The sequence below is a fragment of the Psychrobacter sp. 1176_08 genome (assembly GCF_052850615.1).
Genome location: NZ_VXCU01000001.1, coordinates 386,240 through 406,880 on the forward strand (window position 1 = coordinate 386,240; position 20,641 = coordinate 406,880).

The window sequence follows — 20,641 nt, forward strand, 5'->3', positions numbered from 1 at the left end:
CCGTATTGACGATATCTTGATCGCTCGTATCATTTACTTGTTGCTCTGGTATGCTTTTATTATTGGGCGTTTTGGTTGCGACGGTATCTTCAGTCTCATCAATAATGGGGACAGATTGCGTCGGCAGACTGGGTAAGGTAATATCATCGTCATCTAAGTCATCAAGATTGCCGTCAAGATTGATGACCACACGATTGCTATTATTTGGATTGTTCATAAGCTTGCCCTAAAAGTTATCACTATCAATTATTCGTTTATTTTAAGTAGATTTATATATCGTCATAAGCACTGCCTTATGACAGACAATTTTTAGTCTAGTTTAGCATAGTTCGAGTGGTGCTCAGACCTTACCATCGTAGACTATCATCAAAATTTACAAGTTTAAAAGACCAACGGATGATTTGAGAAAGTTTCGCTTAAGATTCGGACACAAAAATCCGACCTGTTGTCAGCCGAACTTCGCCTACTCTAACAAGCTTTACTTCATCATTTTCTTGTCACTTTATACTTAATTTATAGGAATTACCTATGACATCATTATCCACTCTTTGTAAAAAACAAAGCAAAAAAACAGCGGCCATTAGCGCCACCTTATTATTCGCGACATTTGCTCTATCAGCTGTTTCAGGTTGTACTACCACGCAAGAGTTTAAACCGACTGCCAGCGTAATGGTTGGGGCACACAAATCATTATAAAACCGCTTATGGTTATATTTGGATGTGGTGCATCCATCCCTTCCTATACAACTTGTCATTTTATATAAGTAGAACATACCATGTCATCGTCTTTACCTTTATCTACTCTTTCGCTGCGTATCGCCTGTGCGTTGGCCATAACCGCTACGCTTGCTGCTTGCCAAACCACTACTATTGGCTCTAATTCATCTTCTACTGACAACAATCAAGCCACCCAAGCTGTTTCAAATAAAAATACCCTGAGCCAGAACCCTTCAGGTCAAAACATAGCAGCTCAAGATAAAAAATCGCAAGCAGATATATCATCTGAGCTGACCATGAATACGTCAGGTCGACATGAATATCAGTTAGAAAATGGCCTAAAAATAGTGGTAAAAGAAGATCATCGCGCACCAGTGGTTATGACACAGATTTGGTATCGGGTTGGTTCAACGGATGAGCCAGCTGATAAAGGCGGTATTTCTCATTTGCTTGAACATATGATGTTTAAAGGCACGTCTAATGTTTCAAGTGATGATTATGAGCGTTTGATTGCCAAATTCGGCGGCGTCAACAATGCCTTTACCAGCTATGACTATACCGGCTACTACGAATTGTTTCCTGCCAATCGCTTCCCTTTAGCGTTAGAGCTTGAAGCAGATCGCATGAAAAACTTAATGTTTAATGATGACGCTTTTGCTAAAGAGCATCAAGTTGTCATGGAAGAGCGTCGTCAGCGCACCGATGATAACCCATTGGCTAAAGCCTACGAATCTTTCCGTTTGCTAGCCTTACCTAACAGTCCTAAAGGCGAGTCTATCATTGGGCCTATGAATGAGCTGGAATCAATCAAGCTCTCAGACGTAAAAGACTGGTACAAAACATGGTATGCCCCAAACAATGCCACCTTAGTCATTGTGGGTGACGTGGAGCCAACAGAGGTATTGGCGCAAGTCAAACGTTACTTTGGTGAGTTGTCTCCAAGCGAGCTGCCAAACCGCCCTGCTGTCAATCAAAAAGGTTTTCGTGGTTATCAGCAAGTTGATTCTGAGCAAGCCGTACAAGTTCCAGTGCTACTGATGGGTTACAACGTACCAAGTCTAGTAACAGCAGGCGCCAGCAATGAAAACCAAGCTTACGCACTGTCACTGGCTCAGGATGTATTAGATGGCGGTTTGTCTGCACGGTTGGAGAGTCGATTGATACGTGGGAAAGGCCTTTTGACGACAGTAGGTACGTCTTACGACTTACTGGATCGCGGCGATGGTCTATTTTTGATTCAGGCAACACCACGTGAAGGTGTCAGTCTCGATCAAGCGCAACAAGCCATTATCGCTGAAATAGAAAAACTAAAGACCGATCCCATCAATGCAGATGAAATCAGTCGTGCCAAAACCAATACAGTAACAGGTCTTGTCTACGCTCAAGATAGTATGGAGGGTCAAGCACGTATGATTGGTTCACTACAGTCTATTGGTCTTGATGACAGACTGCTTGCCGAACTACCAACCAAACTCGATAAAGTAACGATTGCTGATATCCAAACAGCAAGTAAAAAGTATTTGGTAAAGGATAACTTAACGGTGATGCATATCATACCGCCCACTGACAACGCCGCTAAAAAAGACAAATAGTGACAACGTATGACTCCTTTATCCAATCAAAAAGCCCACTAAAAAGGCTTCATTAATAAGAAGAAAACCATGACTCAACCCAGTGATTTATATCAAATCAGAAAAAAGTCGTTGAATAACGCATACTCCTCAACACCGGCAGCTACGTCTACGCTCAAGAAGTTGTCCAGTCTGAGCGTTGGCGTACTCTTAGGTCTTGCAACGTTGACCGTGACCGCACAAGCAGACACAGCGGGGGTTGAAGAGCCTCGTGGATCAGCTACATTGGTTGATACCAACGCGCCAATTGCTGCCTTATCAACATTGACGAGCATTGACGATGCCAAGCCATTAAAGGTTACCGCACCCACGATTCAACAGTTTAAAACGAAAGCTGGCGTGCCCGTACTCTTTGTACAAACAACTACCCTACCAATTGTCGACATCGATTTGCGTTTTAACGCTGGTAGCGCCCGTGATGCCAGCATACGTAAGGACGGTTTTGGCATTGCCAATATGACTGCGACGATGTTGACACAAGGCACAAAAAAGCTCAACGAAGATGAATTTACCCGAGCAGGTGAAACGTTGGGGATTAATCTAAATAGTAGTGCTTATAAGGATATGTTTATCGTCTCGCTGCGTAGCTTATCTGATGATAAACATTTATTACCTGGCATCGATTTGATGACCCAAATGCTCAATGACCCTGATTTTGACGATCAAACATTAGCACGCAACAAAGCACGACTTTTGGTCGGCTTGCAGCAGCAAAAGCAAGACCCAAACAGTTTGGCAAGTGACGCTTTTAACCAAGCCTTATATGGCGATCATCCTTATGCCCATCCATCAGCTGGCACTTTAGACACTGTGCCTAATATTGACCGACAACAATTGATTGACTTCAAAAACCGTTATTTGGTTGCTGCCAATGCTTCTATTGCGATGACAGGTAATCTGACCTTGGAACAAGCGAAAAAACTGGCAGAAGGTATTACTGCTGGATTACCCGCTGGTCAATCCGCAGCGACCTTACCTGAGCCAAAACTGCTCAATCAAACAAAACACATTCATATTCCGTTTCCAAGTACTCAAACCACCATATTGATGGGTCAATTGGGCAGTAAACGCGCAACCAATCCGAAAGATCAGCAACAACAAACCAATTTTGCTGTGGGTAATGAAGTGCTGGCTGGTAGCAGTTTTAATGCGCGATTGATGACTGAAGTTAGGCAAAATCTTGGTTATACCTATGGAATCACAGGCTCAATGAATCCGATGTTGGCCAAAGGCCCTTATCAGATTGGTTTTTCAACCCGAAATGATAAAGCGCGTGATGCTATTGATGCCAGCTTAGCGGTCATCAATGACACTTTGGATAAAGGCATTACCAATAGCGAGATGCGTCTTACAACAGACAATCTTAAAAACAGTTTTCCGATGGGTTTTGCCAGCAATGCAGGCATCAATAACTTGCTCGGTATGATGAATTTTTATCAATTACCCAGTGACTATTTAAGTAATTATATCAATCGTATTGATCAAGTGAAGCTGGCCGGCGTTAATCAAGCGATGCGCGACACACTAAAGCCTGAAGACTTCTTAATTGTCACCGTTGGACAAGACGATCCTTGGAAGGACAAAAAGGCTAAAAAACCATAATCACAAAACCTGCTGCAAAAGACATATAAATAAGGGGGAATGCTTTATGCATTGCCCCTTATTCACTATAAATGCCACTAATATTTATATTTAATCCAATCTAAAATCTAACAATCAATCAGAAACCGTTACCGCCACATCATACATAAGATTTTTAGGTTTATAAGTTGCCCCGTTGTATGCCAACCGAATCACATGTTTGTCATAAGAATCGACTTTATAGTCGCCATTGGCAAAATTATGCATCATAGGTACTACCAATAGCGCTTCGATTTGACTGTTATTGACTTTGACTGAGATGCTCTGACTGCTACGTGGATACAAAAAATAATCGCAATAGTTGTCTATCATAACTTCTTCAGTACGTTCAATGACCTGACTGCCCACTTCTTCTTGTATCAGTTTTGGACAAAGATCGGTACGTTCAGCAGCCAATCTGGCGTAAGAGTTTCTGATACTCTCTTCAACCTCTTCCGCATTTTGTGCCTTTCTATCAAGCTTGGCAGACTTATCTCCCGTCAACGATTGGTCCTCAGGAGAAGTCTCTGGACTACAAGCACTCACAAATACCAAGAATAGAAAAATCAGACCAAACACAGCCACGGCTATATTGTTTGGTCGTAGAAAAGTCCTTTTTGGTTTACCAGAATCATCATCTTTGGGTATTATTGAATACCGTTTTCTCATAAATCCTGCTCATAATAAGTGCTGTTTTTTACTTTATAAATCAAAGAATATAAAGTGAATAAAACCTACTATTAAAGCACAATTTATGAGCGTTAGAAAATTTATGATGACTTAGCCGTCTACCTTTTAAACTTACGATATTTAACTTTCCATACCGATTTTTATCAACATACTTTCTATCGCTTAATAAAACATTCATTTGATGATTGAATTGGTTATAAAGCGGATCAGTTAATAGCGGCAAGAAGAGCTACTACTAGCATGGTTAAAGCCCCATTTGCGATAGCCATCTGTATCTAAATGAATGGCACCCGTGGCATACAATCCCAAACCAAAATTATGCTCCTTTCCTTGGTATTGCCAAAACTGACACAACCCATCTTGCATGGTGCTGCGTTGCCACAAATTATCTTCGTACTCTGGTACCCAAATATCCATAGCGCTGCCATTCATGTGCTTACTACTATCTGCACCACCTGCACAATTATTTAAGCCAGGACTACGATATACCGAGCGTATCTCACTGGTGGCTGGAATAATGCCTTGGTTTTTGAGTTCAGTATACAAACGCAAAGTCGGTACTATATTTGCCCATAATTCTTGCGGGGGTAACTGATAAGGCTCATAACCACATTTGTCCCAGCTACGAGCTGTAGTAAGCAATTGAGACAAAGGTGGTACATTTCGTGCCCCTACTCTTGTAGTCAGATATCGTTGGTACTCTGCGACTTGCTGAGCACGATAGCTATTGCTGTTTAGCCACGCATTAAAACCTATATTGCTAGAGTCACTATTGGTGCTGTTGTAAGTATTATTTGCGGTACTGTATTTGTTATAAGTGGTGCTATATACAGGCGTACGGCGATTGATATTCACCTGTTTATTCTCTTGAATCGATATGCTTGCATTGGGAGTAAAATCACGCTGTTTTTGAGCAATTAATCCTTGCATACTATCACCAGTATTTGCACCACTTAGTATCGTTACACCAGGACTGTGATTTGAAGCGTTTGTAGAAGAGCTGATATAAGCATTACCATTATCGGCACTATTACCATGACGTATTTGAATACGGCGCTCACTGCTGTCACTCAACAAAGCTGCATGAGCAGAGAGGCTACTGGCACAAATAAATAGTACAACAAGCGGTTTTTGAATCTGTTTGTAAGCAGAATTTTTTGTGTTGGTCATTGCAAGAAACTACCAATAAAAAGGTTTTATCGATACTATCAAATTTTTGATAAGCAGGCTAAACTATCGTCTCTAATTATAGAGGTGATATTCGTAATTAACACTTATCCTCACAGTTTTTATAATTACGTGATTTTGGTACTTGCGCGTTACCTTATTGTTGATATCCAATTAGAATAGACACAGTATCGTCACATTTTAAGCCTTCTTTTTAAGCAAAAACTTCCTCCTACATCAATTGCTAGTCACTCTTTGCCTATGTCTTCTAACCTGCAGTATCGTTTTTCACGTCAAAGCCATCACTTAGGTCAAGGTCATGCACCGACACTATGGCAACGTATACATATAGATCCTTGGTTGACCCTTCTCTTGTTAACGGTTTGCTGTATTGGTCTGACGATTTTATACAGCGCTTCTGGTCAAGAAGTGAATATGGTCCTACGCCAAATGGTCAGCTATGGAGTGGCTTTTTCGGTTATGTTTACCATGGCGCAGATACCACCCAGTATCTATCGCACCTTTACGCCTATCTTTTATGTGCTTGGCCTAGTGCTGTTAATTTTAGTCGATATCATCGGCGAAGTACGTATGGGTGCCCAGCGCTGGATTAATTTACCCGGATTTGGCAGTGTACAACCATCTGAATTTATGAAACTGGGTATGCCAATGATGTGTGCTTGGTTTTTATCCAAACGTGACCTGCCACCTTCTTTTTCGAGTATCGCGATTACCTTAACTTTAATCGTTGTTCCCGTATTACTGATTGCTAAAGAACCTGATCTTGGTACGTCGCTGCTAGTAGCAGGTAGTGGCATATTTGTACTGTTTTTAGCAGGGTTATCTTGGCGATTGATTTCAGCCGCTGCCATCTTAGCTGTACCTTTTATTGCTTTTGCATGGAATTTTTTATTACATGACTATCAGCGTACACGTGTATTGACCCTACTTAATCCAGAAGCCGATGTACAAGGAGCTGGCTGGAATATCATTCAGTCAAAAACAGCTATCGGCGCAGGTGGTCTGACAGGTAAAGGCTATTTGGAAGGCACACAATCTCATTTGCACTTTTTACCAGAAGGACATACTGACTTTATCATCGCCGCTTTTTCCGAGGAGTTTGGTCTGTTAGGCGTCATGCTCTTGATGTTTATTTATTCTTGTTTGCTTATGCGCGCTTTGTATATTGCATTTACACATCCTGACGTCTATAGCAGATTATTAGCAGGCGCTATTGCTATGTCTTTCTTTGTTTATGTATTCGTTAATGTTGGGATGGTCAGCGGTCTTTTACCTGTCGTGGGTGTACCTTTACCTTTCATTAGCTATGGTGGTACAGCTATCGTCACCCTGATGGCTGGGTTTGGACTGCTGATGTCTATTCACACTCACAAAAGCAACTAGCCTTAATACTACCAAACTATATATGAATCAATGGTTTGCTGTCACTTTCATCCTATTGCGCCCTTGAAATGTGTCAGTAAACCCACCACATAAGCCTCCTCGCTATAATCAATATAGTGCAAAGTAATTATTCAATCGTTATTAGATACGTAGGCGTGGCGATTTATACCCTTTCAACTGGCACTCCTATTCTATCTTTCTTGCTAACGCCCGTCTTATCTTAGTTTAAACAAAGAGATGTTGTAATCGCTTTGTGCAGATAAACGCCCTATTCATCTGTTGCTGATCTTACTAACCCAAAAATGTAATTAGTCATATTGGTAGTGATGTACATCCTTAAACTAGCTTAAATACAGTCAGACGTTCTGATTTTATAGCAGTAGTTACAAAAAATTTATCATTGTTTACTATGAATTTAGTGCTTTTATTATGTACTTTATAAGCATTTCTTCACAATTAGGCAGTTTGACACTCAAGTTCGAAAGAACTTAATCCTTGTTTTTTACAAATAATTGCGTTAACCTCGTTTTATTGCAGCTTGATACATAACCCGTACAGAGCTGCTAATAAACTTTGCATTTAATTATAGTTTGGTTATAGCCCTTACGTATAGTTAGCAGCTTATAGATTTATGAATTTCAAATACACTACTTAATTAACGTTTTAATAACAAAGTAATACGTAATACCTTTTAAAAAAACATATTAATTTAGCAAAGAAAGAAATTTTGTAAATTTGGCATACAGTGGTATTAGCACCCAGATTCTTATTGTAAATTATGGGCTTACCCGTATTACTAACTATCATTTGAGCGTTTTATAAGTATTATCGGTTATGTTGCCGTTATCCACTTATTATAATGAAATGAAAATTACCATATATTAAGACCTATAAAAGCCGCAATTTGACATCAACGATTATATGAACAGCGGATTGATGGTAAGGCTTTAGAGCTTGTGTGAGTATTAGATTGGTCTATTACTTGTGCACTCAATCTAACAATGATTAGAGCTAGGTTTTGATGTATAAGTTATAGAGGTATCTATGAACAAGCGTTTATCTGGTCTACTTACTATGTCAGCTGTTTTATTTGCTGGCTCTGCAGTCGCTACCAATGCAAATGCGGTAGAAGCAAAAACCTCTCTTGCGATGATTTCACAAGATAACGCCTCCCACATTGATCGTGTACTTGGTGAGCTTAGCCGTCAACATGATGGTGCATCAAGTTTGGTTAAATCAGCGCGTCAACCCACTTCACTAGCACTCAACAGCTCTCTATTAGCAAGCGATACTACGCTGGCCAGTAATGATGAAGATGTATTAGAACGTCTTACCGCGGTAGCTTCTAACTCAGTGAGTAAATTTAAGCAAACTGGCTTGGCGTCTTGGTACGGTCGTAAATTCCATGGTCGTAAAACAGCCAGTGGCGAAACCTTTGATATGAATGCTTTGACAGCGGCTCATCGCTCATTGCCACTTAACTGTTACGTTAAAGTGACCAATAAGACAAATGGTAAAAGCGTCGTGGTAAAAGTCAATGATCGTGGTCCATTTCACGGTAACCGTGTAATGGATTTGTCTTATGGTGCTGCTAAACGTCTAGGTATCACGAGCAAAGGTGTTGGTAACGTTGCTATCGAGCGTGTTTCAGGTCCATAGTTTATCGTTTCAGGTTCATGGTTATAAACCAGAGCAAAAAAAGAGCGCCTAACTTCCTTGGTAGTTAGGCGCTCTTTTTATGACTGATGCTTATCATAAAAATAAGTATAGTCGACTCTAAATAAAACAGATACATGGTATGGTAATGCTGGGTATGCCAACGCTGAACTGGTATAAACTTTTCTTGCTCTCTGTGGCTTCGCAGACAGAGTCTACACAACTTCTCGTTTAAAGATAAGCATTCCTGTCACGCTATATCGTTTTTATATTGAACTCACTATGGATGAGCTTACAACTCAAAGGCACTTTCAATCGCATCATCCAGACGCTCTACAGCAATTACATTAATACCTTTAAATTGTGGAGCATCCTTGGAAGGTGCATTGGCCTTCGGAATAATTGCGTGTTTAAAGCCATGTTTCATGGCTTCTTTTAAACGCTCTTGTCCGTTGGGCACTGGGCGAATCTCTCCAGATAACCCCACCTCACCAAATACCGCCAGCGAAGATGGCAATGCCCTCTCTTTGATACTGGAAGCACAAGCCAACAACACCGCCAAATCTGACCCTGTCTCGATCACTTTGACCCCACCAACCACGTTGACATATACGTCTTGTCCGCTAGTATGAATACCGCCATGACGGTGCATGACTGCCAATAGCATAGACAAGCGCTGAAAATCTAAGCCTAGAGCCATACGTCTCGGTTGTCCTTGCGAATCATCGACCAATGCCTGCACCTCAACCAGCAACGGTCTTGTGCCTTCACGACTCACCATAACTACAGAGCCTGCGACAGGTTTATCATAGCGGCTTAAAAATATTGCCGATGGATTGGCAACTTCTTTGAGCCCCATGTCAGTCATACCGAAGATACCTAACTCATTGACTGCACCAAAACGGTTTTTGACCGCCCGAATCATTCGAAAGCGTGAATCAGACTGACCTTCAAAATACAATACCGTATCAACCATATGCTCAAGTACGCGTGGCCCTGCTAGCGTACCTTCTTTAGTCACATGACCCACTAAAAATAGCGCTGTACCAGTTTGCTTAGCATAGCGCGTCAAAATCGCAGCCGACTCTCGAATTTGGCTGACGCCTCCTGGTGCTGAATTGATCGCGTCAGTATAGATAGTCTGAATAGAGTCAATAATAGCGATGGCAGGCTGTTCTTGTGTCAGTGCGGCGCAAATGGTTTCAACATTGGTTTCAGCCAATACTCGTAATCTGTCAGCAGGCAAATCTAAACGCTTAGCCCGCATAGCAACCTGCGCTAGTGATTCTTCACCAGTGACATATAACGCACTACCTGCCAGTGAATCGGCACGCGCCATATTGGTCGCTGTCTGTAACAAGATTGTTGACTTACCAATACCAGGGTCACCCCCGATCAATACGACGGAACCTGCAACCAGACCGCCACCAAGCACACGATCAAACTCGCTGATACCTGTTGGCAAGCGAGTATCTAACGTGACACTGACCGCGTTGAGAGGCATGACGGCACTATGAGTACCAGAGTAATTTCCAGCTGGCGCGCTAGTGCCACGAGGCGTAGCACGACTAGCATTAGGTTTAGTCGTATTTTTATTATGATGTGGCATACTGACATTTGGCGCTTCAACCAGACTGTTCCATTCACCGCAGTCAGTGCACTGTCCAGCCCACTTTCCAAAATGCGCTCCGCAATGTTGACAGACATAACTACTTTTACTTTTTGCCATAACAGATCAGCCTTATTCAGAAGATCAATCGAGAGTAATGAATAGAATAACGTGACGCTTCAATGAGCGTTTATTTAAGAATAGTTTTTAAGGGAAGCCTATAGTCGAAGTAACTGGCTTAGTTTTATAGAAGAGGCAATACAAGATATAAGAAAAATTTAAATATAAGAAAGAAGATTAATGACCGCTGGCTCAAAATTTTACTTTAAAATTTTGATACCAGCATTAAACGTAGATACAAGCTGTGATATGTTTTGATGTATTCAACTATACTTGAAAATCTTTACCCAAATAAACCGACTTCACTAGCTCATTGTCTAACACTTCATCAGAAGTACCTTCAGCAATAATCGCACCTTCTGACACAATATAAGCCTTCTCACAAATAGCCAAAGTGTCACGGACATTATGGTCAGTAATGAGTACACCAATACCCCGATTCTTTAGGGTTAAAATAACGTCTTTGATATCACCAACAGAGATAGGATCAACCCCTGCAAAAGGCTCATCTAATAAGATAAATTTTGGATTGGCAGCTAAAGCACGCGCAATCTCGCAGCGACGACGCTCACCACCCGAAACACTCATACCTAACGATTTACGTACATGCTCTAGATGGAACTCACCAATCAATTTTTCAAGTTCTTGGCGCTGCTGACTTACATTTAACTCTTTGCGAGTTTGCAAAATAGCCAAAATGTTGTCTTCAATAGATAATTTACGAAAAATAGAGGCTTCTTGTGGCAAATAACCAATACCAGCGCGCGCACGCTCATGCATCGCATACTTAGACAAGTCCATTTTTCCTAAGGTGACACGTCCTTTATCCATATTCACCAGACCAACTACCATATAGAAGCTAGTGGTCTTACCTGCGCCATTTGGGCCTAGTAGCCCAACGACTTGACCTTGCTCAACAGAAAAAGAAACGTCTTTAACCACCCAACGTTTGCCATAGCGTTTACCCAAATTCTGCATGGTTAATCGCGCAGCAGGTGCTGCATTACTATCAGTTATCAAAGAATCTGTATTTTTATTATCACTCATAACTTACTCATACTGTGGCGAAATACAAGCACCGCTAGAGGCATACGGACTTGTTTATGTATCGATAGATTAACTACCCAGTTTTTTATTAGCGTACACCACTTTGACTGTTATTGCCGCTTGGCGGGAAGACAAGCTCTACTCGCTGATTACCGCCTGCAGTCGCTTCAACGTCGCCAGCTTTTAGGCTATAGCGAATGACGTTACCTGCAAAACTTGCTCCGTTTTGAACCAGCTTTGCATTCCCTGTCAATGTAATGATACCTGTGACCGCATTATAATCAATTTTATTGGCTTGACCTTTTGCTAGGCCTTTCTCCTGCGTGACAACTTGCTGCATTGTCGCTGGACGTCCAGTTGCTACAGCAGAATTTATACTGCGCTGTTGAGACAGATTGACGGTGATATTATCAGCCATCATCTTGAATGTACCCTGAGTGATGATAACACTACCAGAGTAACTCGTAACGCCTGTACGCTCACTATAAGTTGCTTTATCAGCCAACAGTTTGATTTCTTGATTGGCATCTGATGGTAGTGCATGACTATAAAGCGGTAGCGCTAAGAGCATAACCACTGGCAACGCTTGCAATCGACGCGAGCGATATGTGGGTGAATAAGAACGTATCAATGATGAGCGCAAAGTAGGCAAAAATTTAGATTTCATAAAAATCACTCGTTTTATAAGGGGGTAGTAGGATTTGCAAACTTCATGCGAACTACTGTTTTGTCATAAGTTTTTAGTATAAACGCAGCTGAAATTAGAATAGTGCTTTATCTTGGCGATCAGAAGGCGTAAAAGCAACAGCAACTTGACCAAACTCATACTCGCCTGTTTCAAGATTTGCTGTCATACTTGATGCTTCAAATCGATTCATACCTTGTTCAATCTTAACAGGCTCTTCACTATATACTTTTCCGGATTTGGTGTTCCCTTTAAGGGTGTTACCAGTTACCTTTATCGGTTCAATCTCAGACCCACCTTTGTTGCCTTCACTGACTAAGGTAAACCCCCCCGATAAATTAAGATCGCCTGTCTGCTGACTGATTGCCGCACTACCCGCTTCAATACGATAGCGTTGCTCTGGCGACGGCTCCCAGTTCATAGTGATACCTGACATCTCATCTAGATTGGTCTGTGGATTGTGCGTTAATGATTCAGCTGTAAGCTCGTATTCCGTTTCGCCTTTCTCATTGGTCTGCACGGCCTTGATCTCTGTTGCTTCATAATCAACATCAGACGTTTCCATACTGACAGGCGGCGATACTTCACCTTGCTGCTGAAAAAACCAGCCTGCAATACCAGCCACAATCAATGCAAGAATTATTAAAACACGAGTATTCACGACAAGTCATCCTGAGTTTTTGCTTCACCAAGCGTATAGTGTGCGATAAAGTCTTGATAGTGACCATGACCTTTTAAAATCAAGTCACATATTTCTCGTACAGCACCTGTACCACCTGCACGAGTCGTCACCATATCGCTACGATTAATGACTTCTGCATGCGCATTCGGGACTGTGGCAGCAAATCCTACGGTTTGCATCGCTTTGATATCTGGCAAATCATCGCCCATATAAGCACAGTCGGCAGCGGTGATGCAGAGTGCAGGATCAATAGTGGACAACAGCTCATTTAACGCAATAAGCTTATCATCACGGCCTTGCACCACATAATTGACACCCATTTCCGCAGCGCGCTTATCAACCATAGCACTACTACGACCTGTAATGATCGCTGTCAAAATACCATAACGCGCTAAAGACTTAACACCGACGCCATCTTGAACAGAGAATGCTTTGGTCTCGATACCATTGACATCATAAATGATTTGACCGTTTGACAAAATACCGTCGACGTCCATCACTAACAGCTTCACTTGTCCCGCTTTTTTGATTAAGTCTTGCATTTGTTATCTCTTATTAAAGGCCATTTTTTAATATAGTCGTCACTTCACACCAGCTTGCAGCAAGTCATGTACAGTAATAATCGCTTCTAGGCAATTTTTTTCATCAATAATCAATAACTGACTAATACCGCTTTCATTCATCACACTAAGTGCATCGGATGCGCGCATGGTCTTATTAACATGGCGTGGATTATTTACCATCAACTCACGCATTGGCGTCTTTAGATCAATACCTTTTTCTAAGCCGCGACGTAAGTCACCATCTGTGAATACACCAACGACCTTATCATTGTCATCAGTCACTACTGTCATACCCAAACGACCAGCAGACATAGTAAATAGAGCTTCTTGTAATGGTTCATCTTGATGGATGAGAGGCAAATCCTCAGATTTAGTATGCATCAAATCTTCAACTCGCGTCAGTAGTTGACGACCTAATGCACCTGCAGGATGCGATAAAGCAAAATCTTCTGAAGTAAAATTGCGAGCGTGTACCAAAGCAACAGCCAAGGCATCTCCTAGCGCGAGCGTCGCTGTCGTACTTGACGTGGGCGCAAGGTTCAATGGACATGCCTCTTGCGACTTACCAAGCGTTAAAACAATATCGGCTGCATGTGGTAACATCCCACGTTTGTCACGACTAATACTGATCAACGGAATATCTAATCGCTTTACAACTGGCAATAGCATTTTAATTTCATCTGACTCACCAGAATTAGAAATGGCTAGCAATACATCACCCTTTACTAGCATACCCAAGTCGCCATGTCCTGCTTCGCCTGGATGCATAAAGAAAGCTGGCGTACCAGTCGATGCAAAGGTTGCTGCTATTTTTCGACCAATCAGCCCTGACTTACCCATACCCGTAACAACCACACGGCCCTTACAAGCCAAAATGATATCACAAGCTTGCGCAAACCTATCATCTATCTGCTCGGTCAACAATGAGAGTGCAGAGATCTCGGTATTAATCGCCTCTATAGCGGTACTTATAAATTGCTCATAGGTCAAATCGACTTGGGTATTGCTCATGAATCCACTCTATTTTTATAATGAATCAGTATAGTATTTTACTATACTATGTCTCATATTAATAATAATCTACGAAATCAAAGACCGTTATCTTCATAAATGAGGCCAAACGGTTATTTTCTACCTATTCATTCAAACAAAAAAAACCCACTATTAGAAGCAGGTCTTGATCAAATAAACATATCTCAACAATGCATCTTTAATAATGCATGCACACACCTATCCATTATTCTCATCAGAGCCGTCATTTGGCTTGTCTTCAAATCGTGGACTGTCTACTGAATTCTCAAAGCCACGGTCTTGACCAAAGCCGCCACGCTCAAAACCACGTTCCTGACTCTGACCAAAACTACCACGTTCAAAACCGCGATCTTGGCCTTGGCTAAAACCACCACGATTGAAACCGCTACGATTGGCAGCAAAACCACGTTCTTCAAAACCGCCTGCGTTGGCTGGGTTATTACTGCGCTCGAAACCACTACCTTGATAGCCAGCTGGTGCTACACCTTGAGCTTGGCTACTAGCGCCTGTAGTTGCACTACGAGGATTACGCGCTGGCACAACCGTTGAAATCGCATGTTTGTATACCATTTGACTAACAGTATTCTTAAGCAATACTACGTACTGGTCAAAAGACTCAATCTGCCCTTGCAGCTTGATACCATTAACCAAAAAAATAGAAACAGGAATGCGATCTTTGCGCAGCGAATTCAAGAACGGATCTTGTAAAGTTTGTCCTTTTGACATGAAATCTCTCCTGAATATTATGTAGTTATATTTTAAGTGCCAATTATTTTAAGTGTTACTGTCATTATAATGGCAAAAGGTAGATACAATACTAAGTTTTCTTTTTAAAACGTATCTAAATAAGCATTCAACGTGTTTTACTGATATTAAGTTACTGTGAATATATTCATGTGATGCGCAATGGAATAGCTACTCATCTCATTAAAAAACCATATAAACATATACTAATCAGAGACGAACAATACCAATGTCAAGCTTATTATTACAACTGATTTAAATTATAACAGTTATCAAAGGTGTATTTTGAAACTAATTGTCATTGCTGTATTATTTGTTTATAACAACTTTTACTGAGCTATATGATTAATAAACTACATTTTAAAAATGGTCTAACTTTTATACGCTTGTTTATTGCAGTAAATGGTTCATCACTGTAAATAATCTTTCGCTTGCGCCATAGTAGTAAACATCTCTACCTTCATACCTCGATTGATAAGAGCGTTTTGATCTTCAACTAGGTTGACTTTAATTGATGAATTTACTGAAGCATCAGGTAACTGGCTTACCTTTCTTAACCACGTGTACTGACGCTTTGCAAGCTGTCTTGTAGCATATAATGCCTTATTTTGCATTTGCTGACAAGCAAGTGCCTCAATCTGTACATCTGAGGTACTTGCTTGAGATAGTGTTTGCAGCGCATTATCCGTCTTTGTTTGCTTGTGAGTAGTGTCTTTATCCGTTTTAAACGCATCATAAAACAATGCTTTGTCCAAATGCGGTTGCTCAAATACTGGATGCTCAATCTGTACTAAATACTCTAAAACTTGCCGATACCCCACGCAGCGCATAGAAGGCAAATTGGGCGTCAAAGGGTATTTATGCAGCAAATCAATGACCTCAGCTACTAACCCATCATTCCACATAATATCTAAACGCTGCTCGATGCGCTCGTGTAACCATGGGCGATCTGGCATTACCTCTAGTGCGTACCATTGCTGATTTGGGTTTTGTGCCAATGCCTGTTTGGGCTGACCTTGCCAGTCACTGATTGGAATATTGGTTTGTAAATAAACCTCGACTGCACGGGTTATGCGCTGGGTATCAGTCGCATTGAGACGCTTATGACTCGCTGGATCCACTTTACCAAGGTACTCATATAGTGCACCAATGCCTTCATCTTGTCGCCATTGTTCCACGCGTGTACGAATGTCATTATCGCTATCTGGCACAGGAGACAAGCCATCAAGCAGAGCCATGTAGTACATCATGGTACCACCTACAAGTAGAGGTATCTTGCCATTCTGGTGGCAGTTATCAATCAACTGTGCAACATCATCGACAAACTCAGCAACACTATAACTTTGCATCGGGTCAACAATATCTACCAGATGATGGGGATAACGGGCAAGCTCAGCGGCCGTTGGTTTAGCTGTTCCAATATTCATATCACGATATATCAGCGCTGAATCCACGGATATGAGCTCATAACGCCCTGTGTCATAAAGCTCGTAGGCCAAAGCAGTTTTACCACTTGCTGTTGGTGCCATCAAGCACACCACACTGTTATCCGTGAGATCATTGGATAAGCCAGACGACTGTCTCATAGAATTGCCTTTATTAGTAGTTTATATGGTAAGTAATTGATATGAGAAGTGAAATAGGTACGCCCTCAGTCTAGGCAAAAGCTAATTGAAAGCCATATATTGCAAATGATCGGGCTACTCACAATCCAATTGAAAAGTCAGTTTGACAATGACTCTTATATGGAGGTGAGCATTAATGTGACCAGTTGATTACGGTCAATCACTTTGATGGCATTGTTCACTAATAAAGTTTCAATATCTGTTATAAACAAGGCTAAGTCCTGCTGTGTCATTTGAGCACTTATGGTTGCAAGTTGTTGATTGACATCCCTGGCGTAGCCTTCGCCTTTTTTAAATACGTGACTATCTAATACAGCAGATTCAAATAATAAGCCAATCTTTACTCGCCAATCCTCCGAACTAATCAAGATGCATTGCTTTTGATAATAAAATAGTAACCAAGGTAGCGGCTTATTATGACTATATTGACCAATGACAGACTCAGGCGCTATGTCACTTATGCTGGTAATAATATCTAGACAATAGGGTAAAGAGGTTGTATCAGCAGCAGATTGACTCAAAATCGTAATGGTGTCGGTATCAGTTGAAGACAACTTTGACGTACCAGTCTTTTGAATCAAAGGCTTTTCAATCAAAGAGTCTACATGCTTAGGGTATTTATTATTCTCTGATAACTGGTAGGAAGTTTTTGGCGACTGTACTTGCCTGCCTTGGGTAACAGGATTGATTGAGGCCGTATTAGCTAGTGCTTTCTCAAATGGCTGATTGATCAAATCAGACTTTACAGAATCAGTATTTAAAATGCCATCATTTGACGGGCTGTTGTCTTGTTGAAGGCTACTGGTCGCCTTATGTGCTGCAAGCTTTGAGCGCAGCGCATGGCTCAAGTGAGCCATAATATTATTTAACGGGCTGATTCTAATTCGCTGTTTGGAGGGATGCACATTGATATTCAACCATTCCGTGGGTAAGTCAAAATAGAGTGCGTAGCCAATACCTGCAAGCTGTGCCTCTTGGGCGATTTGTCGAAGCTGATTGCTAATTATTGCTTCTTTGACCAGTCGACCATTCACATAAATCAATTTTGGTAATGCATCGTTTTTTTCATGCATCGGCCATAACCAACCAGTGATAGCCGCATGGTTTCTATTTTGACTGACATTATATTCTGACGACTGTTGTACTAAACCCGATAAGTCCACTGCTACTTCAATAGCATCATCCGTTAACGAACGACCAATGGCTTGCTCAAGACGGGACACGGATAGACGGTTATTGTCATTATCGATAGCATTTGTAGATATAGCGCTTGCAGATAGTGACAGCCGTTTTTTCTTATCGTGAAAAAGAATGATAGTAATATCCGCTCGTGCCAATGCAACGTCGCGAACAACGGTCTCAATATGACCGAACTCGATGGCCATTGATTTTAAATTGCCTCGGCGTGCTGGCACATTAAAGTATAAGTCTCTTACCGTAATCGTCGTACCACGATTGTGTACAACGGGCGATAGTTTGGGTATATCATCCAATACCCCAGCGACCTGTAGTTGACGACCGATACCACTATTATCATGACTACTAATCAGCGTCAAACGGGAAACCGCCGCCGTCGCGGCCAACGCCTCTCCTCGGAAACCTAAGGTCATGATACCGTGCAGATTAGCCACATCAGCCACTTTGCTGGTTGCATGACGAGTAATCGCCATGATCATATCATCAGGATGGATACCAACCCCATTATCCACCACTTCGATCATCCCCATACCACCTTGAGTAACATGTACCTCAATATGGGTCGCACCAGCATCGATGGCATTTTCAAGCAACTCTTTGACCACGGCTGCAGGACGCGTCACTACCTCACCAGCTGCCAATTGATTGATGAGCAGCGGCGATAGTTTTTTAATACGGGTATCAGAAGGATTGTTGGTCATGAATAGCTATAATATATTTTAGTCAGCTGAAGATGAAAGATTATATGTTGGCAAATACATGGGGTAAAACCTAAATATTAAGTATTGATAAGTCTAGACCTTGTGCTTGTCCTGTCTTGGACAGTCGCAACTCAACCTGACGAGCTTCTTTACCATCATGACCATTTGCGCTTTGCGTCAGGTTGATGAATAAGTCTGATACTGGTAAGTAGCCATCCGCGCGACTGGCCCATTCAATTATCACCAGCGAATTCGGCTCGTCAAGATATTCATCAAACCCTATAAATGACAGCTCTTCTGGGTCTTGCAGACGATAAAGATCAGCATGGTAGACAGGTTTGGTTATGCCGTTTTCTTGCTCAATACGGTATGGCTCTACCAACGTATAGGTCGGACTTTTTACCGCGCCCTTGTGACCCAAAGCCTGTAGCCAATAGCGCGTCAAGGTTGTTTTGCCTGCCCCCAAATCACCTGCCAGCCAAACGCTCCCTGTCAATGGTAGCGCTGCCAATTGCTTAGCCAATGCCTGCGTATCGTCTTCAGAGTATAAGATTAACGTCTGCACATCTTTGCTATCTGTGTCGGTATGAATTTGAGCTTTATAATTATGCATCGGGCTGAACCTGCATGGTCACTGATGGATTCACAAAGCTCTCACCACGAATCAGCTTGGCATACAGATCGGTGTCGTGCCATTCAGCGCGGACTTGATCACTAAATTCAAAGTCACCTAATACGAGTTTTCCCATTTGTTCATTGGCGACATCATCTGCAAAACATTGCGCGTAACCTGTCGCTGTTTCGTGAGCAATCACTGAATAAACGCTAACATCTGTCTCGCCATTTTGCATTTGAGTTTGTTGCAAAATCTCTTGCGCCCAAAAGAAAATGACTCGTGAAAACTGCTCTGCGGAAGGTGATACTGGCAAACTAATCCAGCGCGCACTGAATTTTTTGCAGGCAGCGATATACTCAGGATCGTCTTTACTCCAAAAGCAGATGGCATGGTCAAAACTGTCAATAATCTCTTTAATCGAAGATTTTAATAAGCCAAAATCATAAACCATTTGTCCATGATCTAAGCGCTTAGCTTCTAAGATCAATTCGATCTGATAGCTATGACCATGGATAGAGTGTTTGCAGCGCTCAGAACTACAATTGCGAACAATATGAGCATTTTCAAATTTGAAGAGTTTACGGATACGCATAATAATCAACCAAAACAGTAAGCATCGTCGTGCTAAATGAAATTTGCCGCTTCTAGTTATCGGCTTGTTGCTCATTATAGCAAATCGTCATGTATCCGTAAGTAAGCACTTATGAATACTCGTATTGATTGAACGAATCAATACAAGCCAATTAATCTATAGGTAGATAAGACAATGACTGGCTCATAAAAAGGCGAAAACGTAGATGAATTGTGCAAAGGCTATCTATTGCTCAATCTTAAGCCTATACTCAAGCAAGTACGCAGTGTCTGCGTCACGTGTGGCGTTTGTCTTCAAGTATAGTGACACTTACTTGCCAGACAACCTACCCGACTCCAAGAGGAAAAAACGATGAGCAAAGGTCAAGACAGCAAAAAGAACGTTAAAAAGAAACCTCTATTAACTGCAAAAGAGAAAAAAGCGGCCAAACAAGCAAAAAAAGATGACAATGGTAGTATCTTAGGTAAACACTAATATTATATGTCTCAAAGCGCTAATTGAACCCTATGGTTCGATTAGTCGTTTTTAAACCAAGTATTTTTT

The 20,641-nt window shown here is 41.6% G+C and carries 19 protein-coding genes; 6 read left to right on the top strand and 13 right to left on the bottom strand.

Annotated features, from left to right (window positions below):
- Positions 1–528 precede the first annotated feature (528 nt).
- The 3 genes from FW759_RS01530 to FW759_RS01540 all read left to right on the top strand — a co-directional run bounded on the left by FW759_RS01530 (position 529) and on the right by FW759_RS01540 (position 3,950).
- Positions 529–696, top strand: a complete 168-nt coding sequence (locus tag FW759_RS01530) for a hypothetical protein (protein ID WP_157769649.1) — start codon at positions 529–531, stop codon at positions 694–696.
- An 80-nt stretch (positions 697–776) separates the two neighbouring features.
- Positions 777–2,309: a M16 family metallopeptidase gene (locus tag FW759_RS01535; RefSeq protein ID WP_446441976.1), complete on the top strand. Its 1,533-nt coding sequence runs from the start codon at positions 777–779 to the stop codon at positions 2,307–2,309.
- Between the two features lie 69 nt (positions 2,310–2,378).
- Positions 2,379–3,950, top strand: a complete 1,572-nt coding sequence (locus FW759_RS01540; protein ID WP_446441977.1) for a M16 family metallopeptidase — start codon at positions 2,379–2,381, stop codon at positions 3,948–3,950.
- A 114-nt stretch (positions 3,951–4,064) separates the two neighbouring features.
- Here the strand turns inward: FW759_RS01540 and FW759_RS01545 are convergent, their stop codons facing one another.
- Together FW759_RS01545 and FW759_RS01550 are read right to left on the bottom strand one after the other, a co-directional pair.
- Positions 4,065–4,637 (bottom strand): hypothetical protein, encoded by a 573-nt coding sequence (locus tag FW759_RS01545; RefSeq protein WP_446441978.1) that lies wholly within the window; start codon positions 4,635–4,637, stop codon positions 4,065–4,067.
- A gap of 231 nt (positions 4,638–4,868) precedes the next feature.
- A complete protein-coding gene (locus tag FW759_RS01550) occupies positions 4,869–5,828 on the bottom strand; it encodes a D-Ala-D-Ala carboxypeptidase family metallohydrolase (RefSeq protein WP_062844703.1) in 960 nt (319 codons plus the stop codon).
- 258 nt (positions 5,829–6,086) lie between these two features.
- On the opposite strand from FW759_RS01550, the gene rodA reads away from it, so the two are divergent.
- Both rodA and FW759_RS01560 read left to right on the top strand, forming a co-directional pair.
- On the top strand, positions 6,087–7,229 hold the full coding sequence (gene rodA / locus FW759_RS01555) for a rod shape-determining protein RodA (RefSeq protein WP_062845930.1): 1,143 nt from the start codon (positions 6,087–6,089) through the stop codon (positions 7,227–7,229).
- Between the two features lie 1,044 nt (positions 7,230–8,273).
- Positions 8,274–8,888 carry a septal ring lytic transglycosylase RlpA family protein gene (locus FW759_RS01560; protein ID WP_062844704.1) on the top strand — a complete coding sequence of 205 codons (615 nt, stop codon included), beginning with the start codon at positions 8,274–8,276 and terminating at the stop codon, positions 8,886–8,888.
- A 289-nt stretch (positions 8,889–9,177) separates the two neighbouring features.
- On the opposite strand, the gene radA is transcribed toward FW759_RS01560, so the two are convergent.
- From radA to FW759_RS01615, 11 genes are all read right to left on the bottom strand, one after another.
- A complete protein-coding gene (gene radA / locus FW759_RS01565; RefSeq protein ID WP_353669885.1) occupies positions 9,178–10,614 on the bottom strand; it encodes a DNA repair protein RadA in 1,437 nt (478 codons plus the stop codon).
- 267 nt (positions 10,615–10,881) lie between these two features.
- On the bottom strand, positions 10,882–11,592 hold the full coding sequence (gene lptB, locus FW759_RS01570; RefSeq protein ID WP_443505265.1) for an LPS export ABC transporter ATP-binding protein: 711 nt from the start codon (positions 11,590–11,592) through the stop codon (positions 10,882–10,884).
- Positions 11,593–11,749: 157 nt separating this feature from the next.
- Positions 11,750–12,232: a lipopolysaccharide transport periplasmic protein LptA gene (gene lptA, locus FW759_RS01575; RefSeq protein ID WP_446442121.1), complete on the bottom strand. Its 483-nt coding sequence runs from the start codon at positions 12,230–12,232 to the stop codon at positions 11,750–11,752.
- A gap of 190 nt (positions 12,233–12,422) precedes the next feature.
- The gene (lptC, locus tag FW759_RS01580; protein WP_446441979.1) at positions 12,423–13,007 is read right to left on the bottom strand and encodes an LPS export ABC transporter periplasmic protein LptC; all 585 of its coding nucleotides are present in this window, start codon (positions 13,005–13,007) and stop codon (positions 12,423–12,425) included.
- Positions 13,004–13,570, bottom strand: a complete 567-nt coding sequence (locus tag FW759_RS01585; RefSeq protein ID WP_446441980.1) for a KdsC family phosphatase — start codon at positions 13,568–13,570, stop codon at positions 13,004–13,006. The genes lptC and FW759_RS01585 overlap by 4 nt, the downstream gene beginning before the upstream one ends.
- 39 nt (positions 13,571–13,609) lie before the next feature.
- Positions 13,610–14,602, bottom strand: a complete 993-nt coding sequence (locus FW759_RS01590) for a KpsF/GutQ family sugar-phosphate isomerase (RefSeq protein ID WP_353669888.1) — start codon at positions 14,600–14,602, stop codon at positions 13,610–13,612.
- Positions 14,603–14,821: 219 nt separating this feature from the next.
- The gene (gene hfq, locus FW759_RS01595) at positions 14,822–15,349 is read right to left on the bottom strand and encodes an RNA chaperone Hfq (protein WP_062844711.1); all 528 of its coding nucleotides are present in this window, start codon (positions 15,347–15,349) and stop codon (positions 14,822–14,824) included.
- 428 nt (positions 15,350–15,777) lie between these two features.
- Positions 15,778–16,953: a tRNA (adenosine(37)-N6)-dimethylallyltransferase MiaA gene (gene miaA / locus FW759_RS01600; protein ID WP_446441981.1), complete on the bottom strand. Its 1,176-nt coding sequence runs from the start codon at positions 16,951–16,953 to the stop codon at positions 15,778–15,780.
- Between the two features lie 155 nt (positions 16,954–17,108).
- A complete protein-coding gene (mutL, locus tag FW759_RS01605) occupies positions 17,109–18,890 on the bottom strand; it encodes a DNA mismatch repair endonuclease MutL (RefSeq protein ID WP_446441982.1) in 1,782 nt (593 codons plus the stop codon).
- 70 nt (positions 18,891–18,960) lie between these two features.
- Complete coding sequence (gene tsaE / locus FW759_RS01610) at positions 18,961–19,503, bottom strand: tRNA (adenosine(37)-N6)-threonylcarbamoyltransferase complex ATPase subunit type 1 TsaE (protein WP_446441983.1); 543 nt, start codon at positions 19,501–19,503, stop codon at positions 18,961–18,963.
- Positions 19,496–20,098 carry a 6-pyruvoyl trahydropterin synthase family protein gene (locus tag FW759_RS01615; RefSeq protein WP_446441984.1) on the bottom strand — a complete coding sequence of 201 codons (603 nt, stop codon included), beginning with the start codon at positions 20,096–20,098 and terminating at the stop codon, positions 19,496–19,498. The genes tsaE and FW759_RS01615 overlap by 8 nt, the downstream gene beginning before the upstream one ends.
- A 351-nt stretch (positions 20,099–20,449) precedes the next feature.
- Between FW759_RS01615 and FW759_RS01620 the strand changes: the two genes are divergently transcribed.
- Positions 20,450–20,572 (top strand): hypothetical protein, encoded by a 123-nt coding sequence (locus FW759_RS01620; RefSeq protein ID WP_021815223.1) that lies wholly within the window; start codon positions 20,450–20,452, stop codon positions 20,570–20,572.
- The last annotated feature ends 69 nt before the right edge of the window (positions 20,573–20,641 follow it).

Excerpts from the sequence above, each read along its gene's own strand:
- FW759_RS01530 (WP_157769649.1), top strand. The coding sequence starts at position 529 with ATGACATCATTATCCACTCTTTGTAAAAAACAAAGCAAAAAAACAGCG.
- FW759_RS01535 (WP_446441976.1), top strand. The coding sequence starts at position 777 with ATGTCATCGTCTTTACCTTTATCTACTCTTTCGCTGCGTATCGCCTGT.
- FW759_RS01540 (WP_446441977.1), top strand. The coding sequence starts at position 2,379 with ATGACTCAACCCAGTGATTTATATCAAATCAGAAAAAAGTCGTTGAAT.
- FW759_RS01545 (WP_446441978.1), bottom strand. The coding sequence starts at position 4,637 with ATGAGAAAACGGTATTCAATAATACCCAAAGATGATGATTCTGGTAAA.
- FW759_RS01550 (WP_062844703.1), bottom strand. The coding sequence starts at position 5,828 with ATGACCAACACAAAAAATTCTGCTTACAAACAGATTCAAAAACCGCTT.
- rodA (WP_062845930.1), top strand. The coding sequence starts at position 6,087 with ATGTCTTCTAACCTGCAGTATCGTTTTTCACGTCAAAGCCATCACTTA.
- FW759_RS01560 (WP_062844704.1), top strand. The coding sequence starts at position 8,274 with ATGAACAAGCGTTTATCTGGTCTACTTACTATGTCAGCTGTTTTATTT.
- radA (WP_353669885.1), bottom strand. The coding sequence starts at position 10,614 with ATGGCAAAAAGTAAAAGTAGTTATGTCTGTCAACATTGCGGAGCGCAT.
- lptB (WP_443505265.1), bottom strand. The coding sequence starts at position 11,592 with ATGCAGAATTTGGGTAAACGCTATGGCAAACGTTGGGTGGTTAAAGAC.
- lptA (WP_446442121.1), bottom strand. The coding sequence starts at position 12,232 with ATGCTCTTAGCGCTACCGCTTTATAGTCATGCACTACCATCAGATGCC.
- FW759_RS01585 (WP_446441980.1), bottom strand. The coding sequence starts at position 13,570 with ATGCAAGACTTAATCAAAAAAGCGGGACAAGTGAAGCTGTTAGTGATG.
- FW759_RS01590 (WP_353669888.1), bottom strand. The coding sequence starts at position 14,602 with ATGAGCAATACCCAAGTCGATTTGACCTATGAGCAATTTATAAGTACC.
- hfq (WP_062844711.1), bottom strand. The coding sequence starts at position 15,349 with ATGTCAAAAGGACAAACTTTACAAGATCCGTTCTTGAATTCGCTGCGC.
- miaA (WP_446441981.1), bottom strand. The coding sequence starts at position 16,953 with ATGAGACAGTCGTCTGGCTTATCCAATGATCTCACGGATAACAGTGTG.
- mutL (WP_446441982.1), bottom strand. The coding sequence starts at position 18,890 with ATGACCAACAATCCTTCTGATACCCGTATTAAAAAACTATCGCCGCTG.
- tsaE (WP_446441983.1), bottom strand. The coding sequence starts at position 19,503 with ATGCATAATTATAAAGCTCAAATTCATACCGACACAGATAGCAAAGAT.
- FW759_RS01615 (WP_446441984.1), bottom strand. The coding sequence starts at position 20,098 with ATGCGTATCCGTAAACTCTTCAAATTTGAAAATGCTCATATTGTTCGC.
- FW759_RS01620 (WP_021815223.1), top strand. The coding sequence starts at position 20,450 with ATGAGCAAAGGTCAAGACAGCAAAAAGAACGTTAAAAAGAAACCTCTA.